Annotated in this window: 13 protein-coding genes and 1 pseudogene; 2 read left to right on the forward strand and 12 right to left on the reverse strand. The window is 72.5% G+C overall.

Annotated elements, in window-relative coordinates:
• Window positions 1–15: 15 nt before the first annotated feature.
• Window positions 16–1119: a protein kinase family protein gene (locus tag GTY84_RS15605; protein ID WP_161226859.1), complete on the forward strand. Its 1104-nt coding sequence runs from the start codon at window positions 16–18 to the stop codon at window positions 1117–1119.
• Between the two features lie 121 nt (window positions 1120–1240).
• Here the strand turns inward: GTY84_RS15605 and GTY84_RS15610 are convergent, their stop codons facing one another.
• The 10 genes and pseudogenes from GTY84_RS15610 to GTY84_RS15655 all read right to left on the reverse strand — a co-directional run bounded on the left by GTY84_RS15610 (window position 1241) and on the right by GTY84_RS15655 (window position 11995).
• Window positions 1241–2026, reverse strand: coding sequence for an NYN domain-containing protein (locus GTY84_RS15610; protein WP_161226860.1), 786 nt, complete (start codon window positions 2024–2026; stop codon window positions 1241–1243).
• A 184-nt stretch (window positions 2027–2210) separates the two neighbouring features.
• Window positions 2211–2609, reverse strand: a pseudogene (prs, locus tag GTY84_RS15615) (ribose-phosphate diphosphokinase); the annotation flags it as partial.
• Window positions 2610–2640: 31 nt separating this feature from the next.
• Window positions 2641–3723: an alkene reductase gene (locus GTY84_RS15620; protein ID WP_161226861.1), complete on the reverse strand. Its 1083-nt coding sequence runs from the start codon at window positions 3721–3723 to the stop codon at window positions 2641–2643.
• Between the two features lie 18 nt (window positions 3724–3741).
• A complete protein-coding gene (locus GTY84_RS15625) occupies window positions 3742–4674 on the reverse strand; it encodes a pseudouridine-5'-phosphate glycosidase (RefSeq protein WP_161226862.1) in 933 nt (310 codons plus the stop codon).
• Window positions 4671–4925, reverse strand: a complete 255-nt coding sequence (locus tag GTY84_RS15630; RefSeq protein ID WP_161226863.1) for a tautomerase family protein — start codon at window positions 4923–4925, stop codon at window positions 4671–4673. The genes GTY84_RS15625 and GTY84_RS15630 overlap by 4 nt, the downstream gene beginning before the upstream one ends.
• A gap of 99 nt (window positions 4926–5024) precedes the next feature.
• Window positions 5025–8858: an amino acid adenylation domain-containing protein gene (locus GTY84_RS15635; RefSeq protein ID WP_161226864.1), complete on the reverse strand. Its 3834-nt coding sequence runs from the start codon at window positions 8856–8858 to the stop codon at window positions 5025–5027.
• A 30-nt stretch (window positions 8859–8888) separates the two neighbouring features.
• Window positions 8889–9797: an EamA family transporter gene (locus GTY84_RS15640; protein ID WP_161226865.1), complete on the reverse strand. Its 909-nt coding sequence runs from the start codon at window positions 9795–9797 to the stop codon at window positions 8889–8891.
• Window positions 9794–10459 carry a uracil phosphoribosyltransferase gene (gene upp / locus GTY84_RS15645; protein WP_161226866.1) on the reverse strand — a complete coding sequence of 222 codons (666 nt, stop codon included), beginning with the start codon at window positions 10457–10459 and terminating at the stop codon, window positions 9794–9796. The genes GTY84_RS15640 and upp overlap by 4 nt, the downstream gene beginning before the upstream one ends.
• Window positions 10460–10596: 137 nt before the next feature.
• Window positions 10597–11280: a phosphoribosylanthranilate isomerase gene (locus GTY84_RS15650; protein ID WP_161226867.1), complete on the reverse strand. Its 684-nt coding sequence runs from the start codon at window positions 11278–11280 to the stop codon at window positions 10597–10599.
• A 58-nt stretch (window positions 11281–11338) separates the two neighbouring features.
• Window positions 11339–11995: a nitroreductase family protein gene (locus GTY84_RS15655; protein ID WP_161226868.1), complete on the reverse strand. Its 657-nt coding sequence runs from the start codon at window positions 11993–11995 to the stop codon at window positions 11339–11341.
• 127 nt (window positions 11996–12122) lie between these two features.
• Between GTY84_RS15655 and GTY84_RS15660 the strand changes: the two genes are divergently transcribed.
• The gene (locus GTY84_RS15660) at window positions 12123–12611 is read left to right on the forward strand and encodes a MarR family transcriptional regulator (RefSeq protein ID WP_161226869.1); all 489 of its coding nucleotides are present in this window, start codon (window positions 12123–12125) and stop codon (window positions 12609–12611) included.
• Between the two features lie 341 nt (window positions 12612–12952).
• Here the strand turns inward: GTY84_RS15660 and GTY84_RS15665 are convergent, their stop codons facing one another.
• Both GTY84_RS15665 and GTY84_RS15670 read right to left on the reverse strand, forming a co-directional pair.
• On the reverse strand, window positions 12953–14476 hold the full coding sequence (locus GTY84_RS15665; RefSeq protein WP_161226870.1) for an aldehyde dehydrogenase family protein: 1524 nt from the start codon (window positions 14474–14476) through the stop codon (window positions 12953–12955).
• 432 nt (window positions 14477–14908) lie between these two features.
• The gene (locus GTY84_RS15670) at window positions 14909–16165 is read right to left on the reverse strand and encodes a GAF domain-containing protein (RefSeq protein ID WP_161226871.1); all 1257 of its coding nucleotides are present in this window, start codon (window positions 16163–16165) and stop codon (window positions 14909–14911) included.
• Window positions 16166–16179: the final 14 nt, after the last annotated feature.

The following is a 16179-nucleotide window of genomic DNA, read 5'->3' on the forward strand; positions in this document are numbered from 1 at the left end:
AGGGAACCGGACACCATGGACGCCGCCCGGGAGCCGCGCACGGCGGGGAGGGGTCCCCGGTACGCCGGGCGCCGGTCCGCGTACGCCACCGCGGCTGCGCGGCTCGCCCGGTTCGGCGACCGCGCGCTGGGCGACGCGGTGGCCGCCGCGGGAGAGGCCGGCTCGGGCATCGGCGGCAGGCGGGCCGAGCTGGAGATCGAGGGGATTCCGGTCTTCGTCAAACGGGTCCCGCTGACGGAGATCGAGACGCGCCCGGAGCATCTTTGCTCCACCGCGAACCTGTTCGGGCTCCCGCTCTTCTACCAGTACGGCGTGGGGTCGGCCGGGTTCGGCGCCTGGCGCGAGCTGGCCGCGCACCTCCTGACCACCTCCTGGGTCCTGGGGGACGAGTACGGCGGATTCCCCCTGCTGTACCACTGGCGGGTCCTCCCGGACCGCCCGCCGCCGGACGTCGCCGACGAGTTCGGCGGTGTCGACGGCGCGGTCGCGTACTGGGAGGGCTCGCCCGCCGTGCGCGCGCGGCTGGAGGCCATCGGCAGGTCGTCCCTGAGCCTCGTGCTCTTCCTGGAACACCTCCCGCAGACCCTCGGGGCCTGGCTGGCCGGCGCCGGTGACGGGGTCCGTCCGGGGGCGGAGGACGACGGCCCCCACCTGTGGGCGTGGCGGGAGCTGCTCCGGGGGGCGGAGTTCCTGGCCTCACGCGGACTGGTGCACTTCGACGCCCACCTCGCCAATGTGCTCACCGACGGCGAGCGGGTGTACTTCTCGGACTTCGGGCTGGCCCTGGGCCGGTCCTTCCACCTCACGCCGGAGGAGTCGGCCTTCCTCGACGACCACCTCGTCTACGACCGCTGCTACGTGCCGTGGCACCTGCTCCGCCACCATCTGCCGGGGGCCTGGCGCGGCGGGGCGGAGCCCGGCGCGTTCCTGCGCGACTGGGCGGCGGGCCGCCGCCCCGGCGGGGTTCCGGCCGGGATCGCGGCCGCCGTCGACCGCCATGCCCCGGCCGCCCTCGTCATGGACGAGTTCGCCCGCCGCCTCGTCACGGAGACCAAGCACACCCCCTTTCCCGCGGCGGAGATCCGCCGGGCCCTGGGCGGCCCGGCGGACACCGGGTGACGCCCCGTGTCCGCCCCGGCCGCGTCGACCTGACCGGCCGGACCAGTCCGACCAGCCCGACCGGCCCGACCGGTGCGGTGGGCCGGGGCGTGGAGCCGGTGGCGGGCACGGGACGCGGCGGTCAGGGCTCCGGTGCCGTCTGCCGGGGGCCGCTCCCGGCGTGGCGCCTGTCGCGCACGTAGATGACCGTCGTCTTCCCCCCGCCGACCGCACGGCGGTCCAGCTCGAACAGGGAGGTCGCGGCGAGGAGGTCGCTGAGCTTCGCGTACCCGTAGGTGCGGGAGTCGAAGTCGGAGCGCTGCTTGGTGATGATGTGGCCCACGTGCGCGAGGTGCGACCAACCGTCGTCGTCGGAGGCCGCTTCCACCGCGTGCCGCAACAGGCCGACCAGCGCGGTGTCGCCCTTCAGCCGGGCCGCCGTGGCCCGCGCGGCCGGCCTGGCCTCGGCCGGGGCGTCGGAACTCTTGAGGTTCTCCACGTAGATGAACTTGTCGCACGCCGCGACGAACGGCTTGGGCGTCTTGCGCTCGCCGAACCCGTACACCGTCAGCCCGGATTCGCGCAGGCGGGCCGCGAGGCGGGTGAAGTCGCTGTCGCTGGAGACGACGCAGAACCCGTCGAAACGCCCCGAGTACAGCAGGTCCATGGCGTCGATGACCATGGCGGAGTCGGTCGCGTTTTTCCCGGTGGTGTAGGCGAACTGCTGGATCGGCTGGATGGACTGGGCGAGCAGGTGCTCCTTCCAGCCCTTCAACTGCGTCCCGGTCCAGTCCCCGTAGGCCCGCTTGACATGGGCCGTGCCGTACTTGGCGACCTCCGCCAGCAGTTCCTCCAGCGCCGACGGCTGCGCGTTGTCGGCGTCGATCAGCACCGCCAGTTTCGCCGTGTTCTCTCCGGTTCTCTCCACAGCAGGCGACCGTAGTCCAGTAATCCGCGGGCCGGGAGCCCCCGCCCCGCGCGGGCGGCCGCCCCACCGGCGCCGGCCGACGCCGGCCGGGCGGCGCCGGTGCGGCCCGCCGACGCGGCGGGCCCGGGCGTCGGTGGCCGCGCGGCCACCGACGCCCGGGCCCGGTCGGACGGGTGCCCCACAGGTCCTGGAGGAGGTTGGTCACCGAGCCGTTCTCGAAGATCTCCCGTATCGCGCGGGCGATCAGCGGCGCGACGGACAGGACCTCGATCCTGTCCAGTCCGGTCGCGGCGGCCGTCGGCAGGGTGTCGGTGAAGACGAACCTGCTGACCCTGCTGTTCTTGAGGCGGTCCGGGGCCGCCCCGGACAGGATGCCGTGCGTCGCGGCGACGATGACGTCCTCGGCACCGGCGTCCTGGAGGACGTCCGCCGCCGCGCAGATCGTGCCGGCGGTGTCCACCGTGTCGTCCACCAGGACGCAGACCCGGCCCTCGACCTCGCCGACCACCTCGTGGACGCTCAGCCGGTGCGCGACGTCCTTGTCCCGTTTCTTGTGGACGATCGCCAGCGGCACGCCCAGCCGAAGACCGGGAGCCGGCGCTCGGCGGCCGGAGTCACCGCCCGTCCTCCTGGGCCAGGGCCGGGTAGTCGGTGTAACCGCGGTGGTCGCCGCCGTAGTAGGTGGCCTCGTCGGCGGCCCGGAAGGGACCGCCCGCCCGGATCCGGGCGGGCAGGTCGGGGTTGGCGAGGAAGAGCGCCCCGAGGGAGACGGCGTCGGCCAGGCCCTCGTCGAGGACCTGCTGGGCGGTCCGCGCGGTGGACGGGAAGGAGTCCGGCGCGGCGTGCGGGTTGAGCACCAGGTTGCCCTTCCACAGCTCGCGGATCATGAGGGTCACCGGCCGGGTGACCATCTCGCACACCTCCAGGAACGCCAGGTTCGGCAGCGCCGGTACGAGGGCCCGGTACAGGGCGTCGGTGTCGCCCTCGGCGATGTCGTTGTACGTGTTGGCGGGCGAGATGCGCACGCTGGTGCGCTCGTTGCCGATGGCGGCGGCGACGGCCTCGGTGACCTCGACGGTGAGACGGATGCGGTGGGCGATCGAGCCGCCGTAGGCGTCGGTGCGCCGGTTGGTGTTCTCGGCCAGGAACTGGTGGAGCAGGAAGCCGTTGCCCGCGTGGACCTGCACGCCGTCGAAGCCGGCCTCGACGGCGTAGCGGGCGGAGGTGACGAACTCCCGCACGGTGGCGGCGATCTCGTCCCCGGTCAGCTCGTGCGGGACGGGGTGGTCCCGCGGGCCCTCCGGGGTGAAGCTCTGCCCGGCGGCGGCGACCGGCGACGGGCCGACCGGCTGGTGGGCGTCGGCGTAGAGGGCGGGGTGGCCGATACGGCCGGAGTGCATGAGCTGGACGACGATCCGGCCGCCGCGGGCGTGGACCGCGTCGGTGACGGCGCGCCACGTCCGGACGTGCTCCGGGTCGTGCAGGCCCGGCGTGTTGAGGAAGCCCTGGCCGAGCGGCGAGGGCTGGGTGCCCTCGGTGATGATGAGGCCGGCGGAGGCGCGCTGGGCGTAGTACTCGGCCATCAGTTCCGTGGCGGCGCCGCTGGGCTCGGCCCGGTTGCGGGTCATCGGCGCCATGACGAGGCGGTTGGCGAGCCCGATCTTGCCGAAGGTGATGGAGTCGAAGAGCGAGGTCATGATCTTCCTTGACTGGTTTCAGGAGGTGGCGGACTGGTGGCGGGCGTAGGCGGCGGCCAGGCGGCCCCCGACCTCCGCCGTGGAGATGAGGACGGCCATGTTGGCCTGTGCGGTCCGCCCCCCGGTCGCCCGGTCGACGGCGTGCATCAGGTACTTGGTGAGGCCCTGGCCGGTGACGCCGTCCCGCTCGGCCCGGGCGAGCGCGTCGGCGATGGCGGCCTCGGCCTCGGCGGAGTCGACGGCGTCCTCCTCGCGCGGCGGGGTCGTGATGACCACGCCGCCCGGGTGGCCCGCGGCCCAGTGGGTGTCGACGACCCTGGCGAGGAGGTCCTCGTCGTCGATCCGGTGCGGGGCGCGGAAGCCGCTGGAGGCGCAGTAGAACGCGGGGAAGTCGTCCGATCCGTGGGAGATCACCGGGACGCACTGCGTCTCCAGGTACTCCATGGTCAGCTTCAGGTCGAGGATCATCTTCGCCCCGGCGCAGACGACGGCGACCCTGGAACGGGTGAGCTGGACCAGGTCCGAGGAGATGTCCATCGTCGTCTCGGCGCCGCGGTGGACGCCGCCCAGGCCCGCCGAGGAGAAGAACGGGATGCCCGCGAGCTCGGCGGCGACCAGCGAGGAGGCGACCGTGGTGGCGCCCGCCCCGCCGCGGGCCAGCACCACCGGCAGGTCGCGGCTGGACACCTTCGGGATGCCCGAACCGGACGCGAACCGCTCGATGTCCCGGTCGGTCATGCCGACCCGGATCGCGCCGTCCTCGATGCAGATCGTCGCGGGGACGGAGCCGCCCTTGCGGACGGCGGCCTCGACCCGGACGGCGGTCTCCGCGTTGTGCGGGTACTTCAGTCCGTGCGTGATGACGTTGGACTCCAGGGCGACGACCGGCCGCCCCTCGTGCAGGGCCTCGCGGACCTCTTCGGTGTGGACGACGGGTATCGCGGAGCTCATCGGCTTCCTTCGGTGGGGATGGGCTGGGAGTACTGCGGCTGCTTCCACAGCAGGCCGGCCTTGGCCTCGATCTCCGGGACGTGCACCGCGGCCGTCCAGTCGGCCGGGGCCACGGGCTCGACGGCGACCGACACGGAACCGGGCTCGACGCCGAACACCCGGGTGACCGTCCGTGTCAGTTCGGCCACCAGATCGGCCTTCTCGTCCTCGGTGAACGCGCGGGGGAAGTGCTTGATGCTGACGTGCGGCACGGCGGCGGAGGTCCTTTCGGTTCGGAGGGGAGCCCCACCCCGCGGCGGGGGACGCACGGGGTGGGGCGTTCTTGGGGGCCGGTCGGGTCCGGCGGACGCCTACCGGCGGCCGGCCACTTCGCGGACACGGGCGATGAGTTCGTTCACCCCGTGCTCCTTCAGCACGCTGTAGTGGTCGCCGTTGAGCCGCACGACGCGCGGCGGACAGGAGCAGTAGCCGGAGGCGTTCTCCAGGAACGAGTAGTCGTCGCCGCGCGCCTTGAAGATCGTGACCGGGGCGTCGACCGTGCGCTCCTCCAGCTCGCGGAAGCTGTAGTCGAACTCGTAGGTGCGGGCGACGATCCGGGTGATGCGGCGGATCGTTCCCTCGTCGAGCGAGGGCATCCGCTCGTGGACGAAGGCGACGAAGGAGTCCTCGTCCGTCACGCGCTCCAGGCAGTCCCGCACGGCCGGGCCCTGGACGGTGCCCGCGAACACCGAGAACAGGACGGTGAGGTAGGCGGGGTTGGCGAAGGACGACTCACGGCCCCACTCCCGGCCCTCGGGGTCCGGGATCGTCGGGTTGCCGGGACAGATCAGCAGCAGGTTCTCGACCTTCTCGCCGAGCTGCTCCAGTTGCCAGGCCGCCTCGAAGGCCACCCGCGCGCCGAAGGAGTAGCCCCAGAGCGTGTACGGCCCCGAGGGCTGGGCCCGGCGGATCTCGGCGACGTCGGCCCTCGCCGTCTCGCGGATCGTGGGGTGGGGCTCCTCGCCCGCGTTGATGCCGTGCGCCTGGATGCCGGTCACCGGCCGGTCGAGGCGGGCCCCCTGAGCGAGCAGACGCAGGTTCATGGGGTAGCCGCCGAGGCCGGGCCAGGCGAACACCGGATCGCCGTAGCCGCCGGGGTGCAGCGGCACCAGGCGGGAGCTGCGCCGCCGTCCGCCGTCGTCGATGCGGGCGGCCAGGTCGGCCAGTCTGGGTATCTCGAACAGCACCTGGAGCGGGAGGCGCGCGGAGAACTCCTTGTTGATCCGGTTCACCAGCGCCACCGCGTGCAGCGAGTTGCCGCCCGAGGCGAAGAACTCGTCCTGGGTGGAGACCCCGTCGTACTTCAGCATCCGTCCCCACTGGGCCGCCAGCCACTGTTCGGTCTTCGTCGAGGGGGCGACATGGGGGGCCGAGGTGCGGGCCGCGGTCACCTCCGGCAGCAGCGCGGTGGCCTTGGCGTCGATCTTCCCGCTGGCGGTGAGGGGCAGTTCGTTCAGCACCACGACACGGGCCGGGATCATGTAGTCGGGCAGGAACTGGGCGAGGTCGTCGCGGATCATCTCGGCCGGGCCCCGGGTGTGCACGGCGTCCTCGTCCATGCCCTCGTGGGCCACCTGCTCCGGAGTCACGGGGCCGCCGACGAAGAAGTACGACGCGGGGGCGGGAGGCACCCCGGCGGCGGCGAGCAGGTCGTCCAGGGTCCGCGCGGACGGCAGCGGGTGCCCGCTCTTCGAGGAGTAGCCGGACGACATGAAGCCCATGCCCGGGACGCGCTGCAGACGGTGCAGCAGGGTGCCGAGCACGATGTAGTGCCGCCATTCCTCGCGGGCCCGGGAGACCGCGCTGACGCCGATGGAGGAGCGGTCGTAGACGCCCTGGTTGATGGCGATGACGTGGCGGCGCTCCACCGTCCGGTCGCCGATCCGCTCCAGTGCGCCGTCCCTGTGGTGGTAGAGGCCGGCCGGCAGCCCCGCCACCCGGTCGCCGTGCGTCTGCACGAAGAGGTCCACCTCGCCGGTGTCCGGCGGTCCCTGGTACGGGGTGAGGGCGAAGGTGCCCAGGTAGTGGTCCTCGGCGTCCACGTCCAGCCGGGCGGTGACCGAGGGGTCGAAGCCGACGGGGACGAGGGAGAGCCCGTACCGGGGCAGCACCTCCTCGAACAGGCCGAGCATGTGGCCCGCCTCGAACTCCAGCACCTCGACGATGTTGTTCTTGTAGACGGGCTCGATGGCGTGCCGCTTGCCGAGGAAGTGCACCTTCAGGCCGGGAGTTCGGCCGGAATCGGTGAGATCCGCGACACGTACGAGAGTATGCTCGAGGGGGTGGTGGTAGTAGACGCCCGACAGTCCGCAGATCCCGTCGATCTCCAGGTACATCTGGGCGGCGTAGAGGGCGCCGGGCGAGGCGTAGGCGTATTTGGGCAGCAGCCGTTCGTCACTGCGGAAGGGGCCGAACCAGCGCAGGACGGCGCCGAGTTCGCCGAGCGTGAGGTCGCTCGCCGCGCGGGGGGCGGATGCCTCGGCAGGACGCGGGGCGAGCAGTGCGGCCACGTCGTCGGCGGTGAGGGCGCCGCCGCGGTAGAGCCGGTAGGTCTTGCGGGCGAAGGCGATTCTTCGCTGCTCCTCGGTGCCCTCCCGGCCGGGCAGCCGGACGGCGGGGCGGCCCTCCAGCCGCGACTCCTCGCGCAGACCCGGGTTGGAGAGCTGGGCCCTGACCTGGAGCTTGGAGGTCTTCGACTGGTGGTGGGCGGCGTCGCTGCGCCCCTGGTCCATCACCGCGGCCGTGCGCTCGTTGAGTTCGACGGCGGCGACGAGGGACTTGCCCCCGGTGCGGGCGTCGTCGGTGACGACCGCCGCGGCCCTGCGCACCCACAGGTGCTCCTCGACCCGGGAGGCGACCTCCTCGAGTTCGACCCGGTAGCCGCGCAGCTTCACCTGGTTGTCGGCGCGGCCGGTGAACTGGATGGTGCCGTCCGGGTTCCACTGGGCCAGGTCACCGGTGCGGTAGAGGCGCTCGGTGGGGTTGAACGGGGAGACGAGGAAGCGCTCCCGGGTCATCACGGGTAGGCCGATGTAGCCGCGGGCCACCTGGATCCCGCCGATGAACAGCTCGCCGCTCTCCCCGATGCCGACCGGACGGCGGTCCTCGTCGAGGATGTAGCAGGTGACGTTGTCGGCCGGCACCCCGACGGGCACCATCCCGTGGGAGCACTCCGCGAGCGTCTTCTCGTCGGCCCAGTACGAGGTGGCGTTGATGGTCGTCTCGGTCGGGCCGTAGAGGTTGACCAGTCCCACGCCGGGCAACGCGCGTAACAGGTCCTGGGCGAGCGTGCGGGTGAGGGCCTCGCCCCCGGAGAACACCCGGGTCAGGGAGGAGCAGTTGCCCAGTTCCTCGGTGTCGACGAGGGCCTGCAGCAGGGTCGGCACGCCCTGGAGGGTGGTCACCCGGTGCTCCCGGATCATGCCGATGATGCCCTGGGGGTCCCGGAAGATCCCCGGGGTGCCCATGACGACCCGGGCGCCGACCGCGCAGGCGAGGATCTCCCACTGGGCGGCGTCGAAGCTCATCGGGGTCTTCTGCAGGACGGACACGTCCGGGCCGAGGTGTCCGCAGGTGGCCAGCCAGCGCAACTGCGAGACCACACCGCACTGTTCGATCATCACCCCCTTGGGCCTGCCGGTGGAGCCGGAGGTGTAGATGACGTATGTGAGGTGGTCGCCCCGGGGTTCGGGGAGGGGGCGGGGGCCCTCGGGCACCGGGGCGTCGGCGGCGGTGACCACGAACGTGCCCTCGGGGACCAGACGGCCGAGCCGCTCGCGCAGATGGGGCTGGGTGACGACGAGGCGGACGCCGGCGTTCTCGACCATGTACCGGAGCCGGGCCTCCGGATAGTCGGGCGAGAGCGGCAGATAGGCGGCCCCGGAGGTGAGGATGCCCCAGACGCCGGTCACGAGGTCGGCGGACGGTTCGGCGAAGAGGCCGACACAGGTGTCGGGTGCCGCGCCGAGTTCCGCCAGGTGGGCGCCGAGCCGGTCGGCGGCGGACTTGAGGTCCGCGAAGGTGAGGTCGCCGCCGTCCGCGGTGACCGCGACGGCGTCGCCCCGCAGGCGGGCCTGCTGGCTCAGCAGGCCGCGCAGCGACGTGCGGTGGGAGAAGACTCTGGATATCGGTGCGTGGGTGCTCATTGCTGGACTCCCCCGAACAGGTGGGTCGCGTCAGGCCCGGGTGGTGCTCCGGGCCGGCCGCGACGGTGTGTGAGTGGGTCTTCCGGTGCGAGGCTGGGCGAGTACGACGGCTCCGACCACGGCGACCGCGCCGACCAGTTGCAGCGGGCCCAGGGTCTGGTCCAGGAAGAGGAATCCCAGGACCGTCGCACACAGGGGTGAGGCGAAGGAGAGGAACGAGGCGGCGAGCGCGGGAAGTTGGGACAGGCCGCGGAACCAGAGCACATAGGCGATCAGGGCGCCGATGACGCTGAGGTAGGCGAAGCCGCCGATGTTGCCCCAGGTGAGGTGGTCCGGCAGGTCCTCGCCGGCCAGGGTGACGGGCAGCAGGACCAGGCCGCCCACGGTCAACTGCCAGCCGGTGAACGTCAGCAGACTGGTGCCGTCGGGCCGGCCCCACTTCTTGGTGAGGACGATGCCGGAGGCCATGGACAGGGCGCCGAGCAGGCCGGCCATGATGCCGACGCCGTCCAGGCCCGCGTGGGGCTGGAGCACCAGCAGGGCCACCCCCGCCGCCGCGAGCAGGCAGGAGGCGACGTGGACGGGCCGGACGCGGTCCTTGAGCAGCGCCGAGCTGAGCAGGAGCACGATCATCGGCTGGACGGTCATCACCAGGGCGGCGACCCCGCCGGGCAGGTGGTAGGCCGCGAGGAAGAGGAAGTAGAAGAACGCCCCGATGTTCAGCACGCCGAGCACGGCGGCGCGCCACCACCAGATGCCCCTGGGCAGGGTGCGGGTGATCAGCAGCAGGATCAGCCCGGCCGGCAGCGCCCGCAGGGTGGAGGCGAGCAACGGCCGGTCGGGCGGCAGGAACTCGGTGGTGATGAGGTAGGTGGAGCCCCAGACTGCGGGGGCGATGGCGGTGACCGCGGAGGTGACCGCGAGGCGTTGACTGTTCACTTCTTGGCTCCGGAGTCGGTGGTTCCGAAGAACCGGTCGCCGAAGTCGCCGATGCCGGGGATCATGAACGCGTGCTCGTTGAGCCGGTCCTCGACCGCACTGGTGACGATCTTCACGTGGGGCCGCTCGGTAGCGACACGACGCAGCCCTTCGGGGGAGGACAGGAAATTGACCAACACGATGCGGTCCTCGCTCACACCCGCGTCCAGCAGGACGTCGATGGCGGCGAGCGCGGACCCCGCGGTGGCCAGCATGGGCTCGAGGAGCAGCACGTGCCGGTCGGCGATGTCGTCGGGCAGGTGCTTGTAGTACAGGTGCGGCAGCTTGGTCCCCTTGTCGCGCTGGATGAGGATCTTGCCGACCCGGATGCCCGGGTGGAGGTCGCGCAGCTCGCCCTCCATGGACTCGCCGGCCCGGATCACGGGGACGGCGCAGATCTTCGTGGCGAAGTCGAGTCCGTGGTACGTGGCGCCGACCGGCGTGGTGATGTCCTTCTTCGTGAACGGCAGCAGGTCGAGGCCGTGTTCGAGGAGGAGGCGGATGACTCGCCGCGCGTAGAACACGAAGTCCTCGCGGGTGCAGTCGCGGTCCCGGATGATCGTGTGGATGGCGCGGAGCTGGTCGGTCTGCGGAAGCAGGTGGACATGGTGATCCGTGGTCACGTGGGGCTCCTTGAGGTCGACTGCCGGCGGTAGGCCGGGAGGACAAGGGCACCGGGGCGGTGTCCGGGCCGGGGTGCGGACCGGACACCGCCCCGTCGTGCGGCCGTGATCCGTGAACTCGAAAGGGGCGGGCCGGGTCAGCCGATCGCGTCGAAGGCGGCGCGGGCCTCGGCGATGAACTTGGTGACCTTGGCGCGGTCCTTGCGGCCGTCGGGGCCCTCCAGGCCGGTGTGGGCGTCGACCGCGGCGGGCTTCACCGCGCGGATCGCGTCGCCGACGTTCTCCGGGTTGAGGCCGCCGGCCATCATCAGCGGCTTGGGCGAGCGGCGGACCAGCTCCGCCGAGACGTTCCAGTCGTGGGTCAGACCGGTGGCGCCCTTGGCGCCGGTCCTCGGGTCGAACGTGTCCGTTATGTACATGTCGACGAAGGGGTGGGTGTCGTCGACCAGCTTCAGCAGTTCGTCGACGTTGTCCTGCTTGACGACGAGGGACTTCAGCACGAACAGGTCCGGACGCAGCTCCTTGAGCCGGCGGAGCTGGCCGGTCTCCACGTCTCCGTGCAACTGCACCGCCACCACGCCGAGTTCCTGACAGAACCGGCTGATCTCGTCGGCCTCGGTGAGGTAGCTGATGAGCACACCGGCGTGCGGGGCCCGGAGGTTTTTGATGATCGCCGCCGCGTCCTGCTCGGCGATGTCGTCCTTGCCGGACGGAAGCCGCAGGGCGAAACCGATCCAGTCCGCTCCCGCGTCGATGATCATGTCGGCCTCGGCGGCATCGATGATGCCGGCGACCTGGACGAGCTTGTTGACAATGGTCACGAGGACCACCCCCCTCTGAGCGGTTCGGTGCGATGGCGAGTGTGTGCCCCTGTGGTCCCTACCGGCCGTAGGTCTCCTGGAAGACCGTCATGCCGCGCTCCCGGCGACCGGGGTGCAGGCGGTCCTCGGCCGGATAGCCGAGCGGGGCGAGCAGCGCGATGTGCAGGTCGTCGCGGTCGGCGATGCCGATGGCCTTCTTGACCTCCGCCTCGTTCCAGCCGTTCATGGGGCTGGTGGCCAGCCCGGCGGCGTGTGCGGCGATCAGGAGGAAGGACGCGGCGATCATGGCGTCCTTGACGGCGTACTCGCGCTCCAGGCCGCGGTCGCGCAGGTCCTCGTAGAAGGCGCGCACGTCCCCGGGTGTGGCGTCGGCGAACTGCGGGGACCAGGCGCCGCTGTGCCGGGCCCGCTCCCAGATGTCGCCCCGGTCCTCGCGCCAGGCGCCGGACTCCGCGACGAACACCAGCATCACGGGCGCCTCCCGGGGATGCGCCTGTCCGCCGGTGGCCTCGGTGAGGGCCCTGAGGCCCGCTTCGCCGGTCACGGTCACGACGGACCGGGACTGCAGGTTGAAGCTCGACGGCGCTTCCAGGGCGAGGTCGACCAGTTCCCGCAGCAACTCGGCGGGAACGGGATCCGGCCGGTAGTGGCGGACGCTGCGCCGCGAGCGGATGACCCGGGACACGGCGGCGTGGTCCGGTGCGGACAGCTCCATGACCCCCCCAGTTTCTCGACGTCGAACTATCTGACGTCGAAACAGTAAGACATGCTCTAGTCTTGCGTCAAATAGTTCGGGATCGAATTAACTCAGATGAAGCGACCATGAAGGCGGGGCAACTCCCATGCGCGATTCCGTGGACGACTTCCTCGACCAATGGACGGCCCAACGCGAGGACCTGGACCTGGACGCCATGGGAACCGTCGGCCGCATCCTGCGCCTGTCCCGCCTGGTGAACGGGCGTCTGAAGGAGTACTTCGCCCAGTACGGCATGGAGACGTGGGAGTTCGACGTGCTCGCCACGCTCCGCCGCAGTGCCCGCCCGCTCACCGCCAAGGAGCTGGCCGCGAGCGTCATGATCGGCTCGGCGGCGCTGACCAACCGCGTGGACCGGCTCGTCGCCCGTGACCTGGTCGTCCGCACACCGGTCCCCGGGGACCGGCGCAGCCTGCACATCGCCCTGACCGACGGGGGCCGGGAACTCGTCGACGCCACCGTCCGGGGCCATGTGCGCAACCAGCGCGACATCCTCGCCGACCTCACCGCCGACGACGCCGAGAGCCTCAACCGGCTCCTGCGCACGCTGCTGGTCTCCCTCGGCGACACCCGCTGAGGACCGTCACCGCTGACGGCGTGCGGCCCCGAAGTGCCTCGGCCCGCGTCGGCCGGGAGCCGGATGCGGCCGGCTCTCCGGGAGGGGTGCCGGGGCACCGGCGCTCCGCCGCCGCCCGCGCGGCGCCTCCGGCGTACCCGCCGCGGGGGTGCCACGGCCCCGTCCCTCGGCCGGGCAGGGGAGGGGCGGTGCCCCCGAGACCGGACGACGGGCGGGACCGGGGCACGGGCCCCCGCCCCTCGTCCGGCCCCGGGGCACCCGCCCGCGGCCCCTCCACCCGGGCGGGCACCCCGGGGCGCCCCCGGGCCGGGGCCGGATACACGGCCCGGGAAAGGGGCCCGCTAGAAGAAGCCGAGCTTCTTGGGGGAGTAGCTCTGGAGGATGTTCTTCGTCTGCTGGTAGTGCTCCAGCATCATCTTGTGGGTCTCCCGGCCGATGCCCGACTGCTTGTAGCCTCCGAAAGCACTGTGCGCCGGATAGGCGTGATAGCAGTTCGTCCAGACTCGCCCGGCCTGGATCGCCCGGCCCGCCCGGTACGCGGTGTTGAGGTCGCGGGTCCAGACTCCGGCGCCCAGGCCGTACAGGGTGTCGTTGGCGATCTTGAGCGCGTCGTCGAGGCCGTCGAAGGCCGTGACCGACACCACCGGGCCGAAGATCTCCTCCTGGAAGATCCGCATGCGGTTGTCGCCCTCGAAGATGGTCGGCTGGACGTAGTAACCGCCCTTCAGCTCCCCGTCGTGCTCCACGCGCTGTCCGCCCGTCAGGACCTTCGCCCCCTCCTGCCGGCCGATGTCCAGGTAGGACAGGATCTTCTCCAGCTGGTCGTTGGAGGACTGCGCCCCGATCATCGTCCCGGTGTCCAGCGGGTGGCCGGGGACGATGGCCTCCGTACGGGCGACGGCCGCTTCGAGGAACTCCGCGTAGTGGCCGCGCTGGATCAGCGCCCGCGACGGGCAGGTGCAGACCTCGCCCTGGTTGAGCGCGAACATGGTGAAGCCCTCGAGGGCCTTGTCGCGGAAGTCGTCGTCGTGCGCCCAGACGTCGTCGAAGAAGATGTTCGGCGACTTGCCGCCCAGCTCCAGCGTGACCGGCTTGATGTTCTCCGAGGCGTACTGCATGATCAGCCGCCCGGTGGTGGTCTCGCCGGTGAACGCCACCTTCGCCACCCGCGGGCTCGACGCCAGCGGCTTGCCCGCCTCCGTGCCGAAGCCGTTGACGATGTTCAGGACCCCCGGCGGCAGCAGGTCGGCCACCAGGCTCAGCCAGTAGTGGATCGACACCGGTGTCTGCTCGGCGGGCTTGAGCACCACCGCGTTGCCCGCCGCGAGGGCGGGGGCCAGCTTCCAGGTGGCCATCAGGATGGGGAAGTTCCACGGGATGATCTGCGCGACCACCCCCAGTGGCTCGTGGAAGTGGTACGCCACCGTGTCGTCGTCGAGCTGGCTGAGCGAGCCCTCCTGGCCCCGGAGCGCCCCCGCGAAGTAGCGGAAGTGGTCGATGGCGAGCGGGATGTCGGCGGCCAGCGTCTCCCGGACCGGCTTGCCGTTCTCCCAGGTCTCCGCGACCGCCAGCTTCTCCAGGTTGGCCTCCATGCGGTCGGCGATCCGCAGCAGCACGGCGGAACGCTCGGCCGCCGCGGTGCGGCCCCAGGCCGGGGCGGCCTCGTGCGCCGCGTCCAGCGCCCGCTCCACGTCCTCCGCCGTGCCGCGCGCCACCTCGGTGAACGGCTGCCCGTTCACCGGCGACGGGTTCTCGAAGTACTGCCCGCGCGCCGGCGGCACGTACTCACCGCCGATGTAGTGGTCGTAGCGCGGCTGGTAGGAGACGATCGCGCCCTCGGTGCCGGGTGCCGCGTAACGGGTCATCCTGGTCTGCCTCCCTGTCGAGCGCTGCCCGCCGTCGGGCAGCCTGCCGCGAGGCTAGGGAGCGGGACGTTGCGGCCGGGTTGCGCCCACGGTGGGGAGGACGCGGCGCAGACCGTCGGAGCGGCTGGAGCGGTGTGTGCACGGCGCCCCGGCGCCCCGGCGTTTCCTGTGTCCACGGCGGTAGTGGCTGGATCGGCGCGAGTGACGTGTCCGTGGGTGGCGGCCCGAGCGGTGCGCCGGGTCGGCACGGCCGGACAGGCAGCCTCGCCTGCGTCGAGGCGCGGCTCGCCGGCGTACCGGCCCGCGGCGGCCCTCCGCCGGGTGGCCCCCGCCGGCGTACCGGCCGGCGGTCCGGGTGACGGCCGCGCCCGGGAGTGGGGCGGTGCCCGGGACCGGGCGGCACCGGCGGAGGTGCCGTCGCCTGCGGGGACGTCACCCGCCCGGCGCCGACAGCTCGGCCTCCAGCGCGGCGAGCCGGGACCGGACCGCCGGGGTGGGCCGTACCTCCGCCAGGGCCCGCCACACACCGAGGTCGTCCTCTCCCCACGGCGCGTGTGCCCAGTCCCCGAGCAGGTCGGGGTCGCGCGAGGCGGTCAGCGCCGCGCGCAGCCCGTCGTCGAGCCGGCGGCGCCACCGGACCACCGCCGGGGCCCGGGAGCCCGGCAGCAGCGGTCCGGCGTACGCCCGCACCGCCGCCGTCACCGCACCGGACCGCAGCCGCCGCTCCACCAGCGCCGCGTCCGACTCCACCGGCACGGCCAGCCGGTACGGCCGGGAGCGCAGCAGACCGGGCTCCAGGACACCGCGCAGCCGGGCCAGTTCGGCGCGCAGCGTCACCGGGGTGACCGACTCGTCCTCGTACAGCGCGCACAGCAGCGCGTCACCGCTGAGCCCCTCCGGGTGCAGGGCGAGCAGGGTCACGATCTCGCTGTGCCGACGACTGAGCCGGACGCCGCCGCCGTCCAGGCCGAACAGCGCGTTCCCCCGTCCCAGCGCGGCCAGCCGCAGGGCCCCGGCGGCCGGCCGGCCGGGCACCGGCAGCGCCAGCTGCGACTCGGCCGCGCGGGCGACCGCCTGGACGAACCCGAGGCTGTGAGGATGCGCCAGCCCGTCCCCGCCGGTGATGTCCACCGCGCCGAGCACCCGTCCGGTGCGCGGGTCGTGCACCGGGGCGGCCACACAGGTCCACGGCTGGACGCGGCGGATGAAGTGCTCCGCGGTGAAGACCTGCACGGGGCGGCTGACGGCCACCGCCGTGCCCGGCGCGTTCGTCCCGACCGCGGACTCCGACCACCGGGCGCCGGGCACGAAGTTCATCCGCTCCGCCTCGCGCCGGGCGGCCGGATGGCCCTCCACCCACAGCAACCTGCCGTGCGCGTCGCACACCGCGAGCAGGTGCTCCCCGGTCACCGCGAAGGTGCCGAGCAGTTCGCGGATCAGCGGCATCGCCCCCGCCAGGGGGTGCTCGGCCCGGTAGGCGCCGAGGTCGCCGTCGGTCAGCTCCACGCTGGCGGTGCCGTCCGGTCCGACGCCCGCCCGGACGGACCGCCGCCAGGACTCGGCGACCATCCGCCGAACGGGCCGCGGGACCGTGCCGGCCGTCATGAACACCTCGTGCGCACGCCGCAGTGTCCGCGTGTGCTCCACCGGGTCGGCGCCCGGCGCCAGAGCCAGCCACGAATCCGTCAACTCGGCCTCCCCGG

Origin of the sequence: Streptomyces sp. SID8352 (assembly GCF_009862265.1) — a bacterium.
Classification (GTDB): Bacteria; Actinomycetota; Actinomycetes; order Streptomycetales; family Streptomycetaceae; genus Streptomyces.

Excerpts from the sequence above, each read along its gene's own strand:
- GTY84_RS15635 (WP_161226864.1), bottom strand. The coding sequence starts at position 8,858 with ATGAGCACCCACGCACCGATATCCAGAGTCTTCTCCCACCGCACGTCG.
- GTY84_RS15665 (WP_161226870.1), bottom strand. The coding sequence starts at position 14,476 with ATGACCCGTTACGCGGCACCCGGCACCGAGGGCGCGATCGTCTCCTAC.
- GTY84_RS15605 (WP_161226859.1), top strand. The coding sequence starts at position 16 with ATGGACGCCGCCCGGGAGCCGCGCACGGCGGGGAGGGGTCCCCGGTAC.
- GTY84_RS15660 (WP_161226869.1), top strand. The coding sequence starts at position 12,123 with ATGCGCGATTCCGTGGACGACTTCCTCGACCAATGGACGGCCCAACGC.
- GTY84_RS15655 (WP_161226868.1), bottom strand. The coding sequence starts at position 11,995 with ATGGAGCTGTCCGCACCGGACCACGCCGCCGTGTCCCGGGTCATCCGC.
- GTY84_RS15625 (WP_161226862.1), bottom strand. The coding sequence starts at position 4,674 with ATGAGCTCCGCGATACCCGTCGTCCACACCGAAGAGGTCCGCGAGGCC.
- GTY84_RS15620 (WP_161226861.1), bottom strand. The coding sequence starts at position 3,723 with ATGACCTCGCTCTTCGACTCCATCACCTTCGGCAAGATCGGGCTCGCC.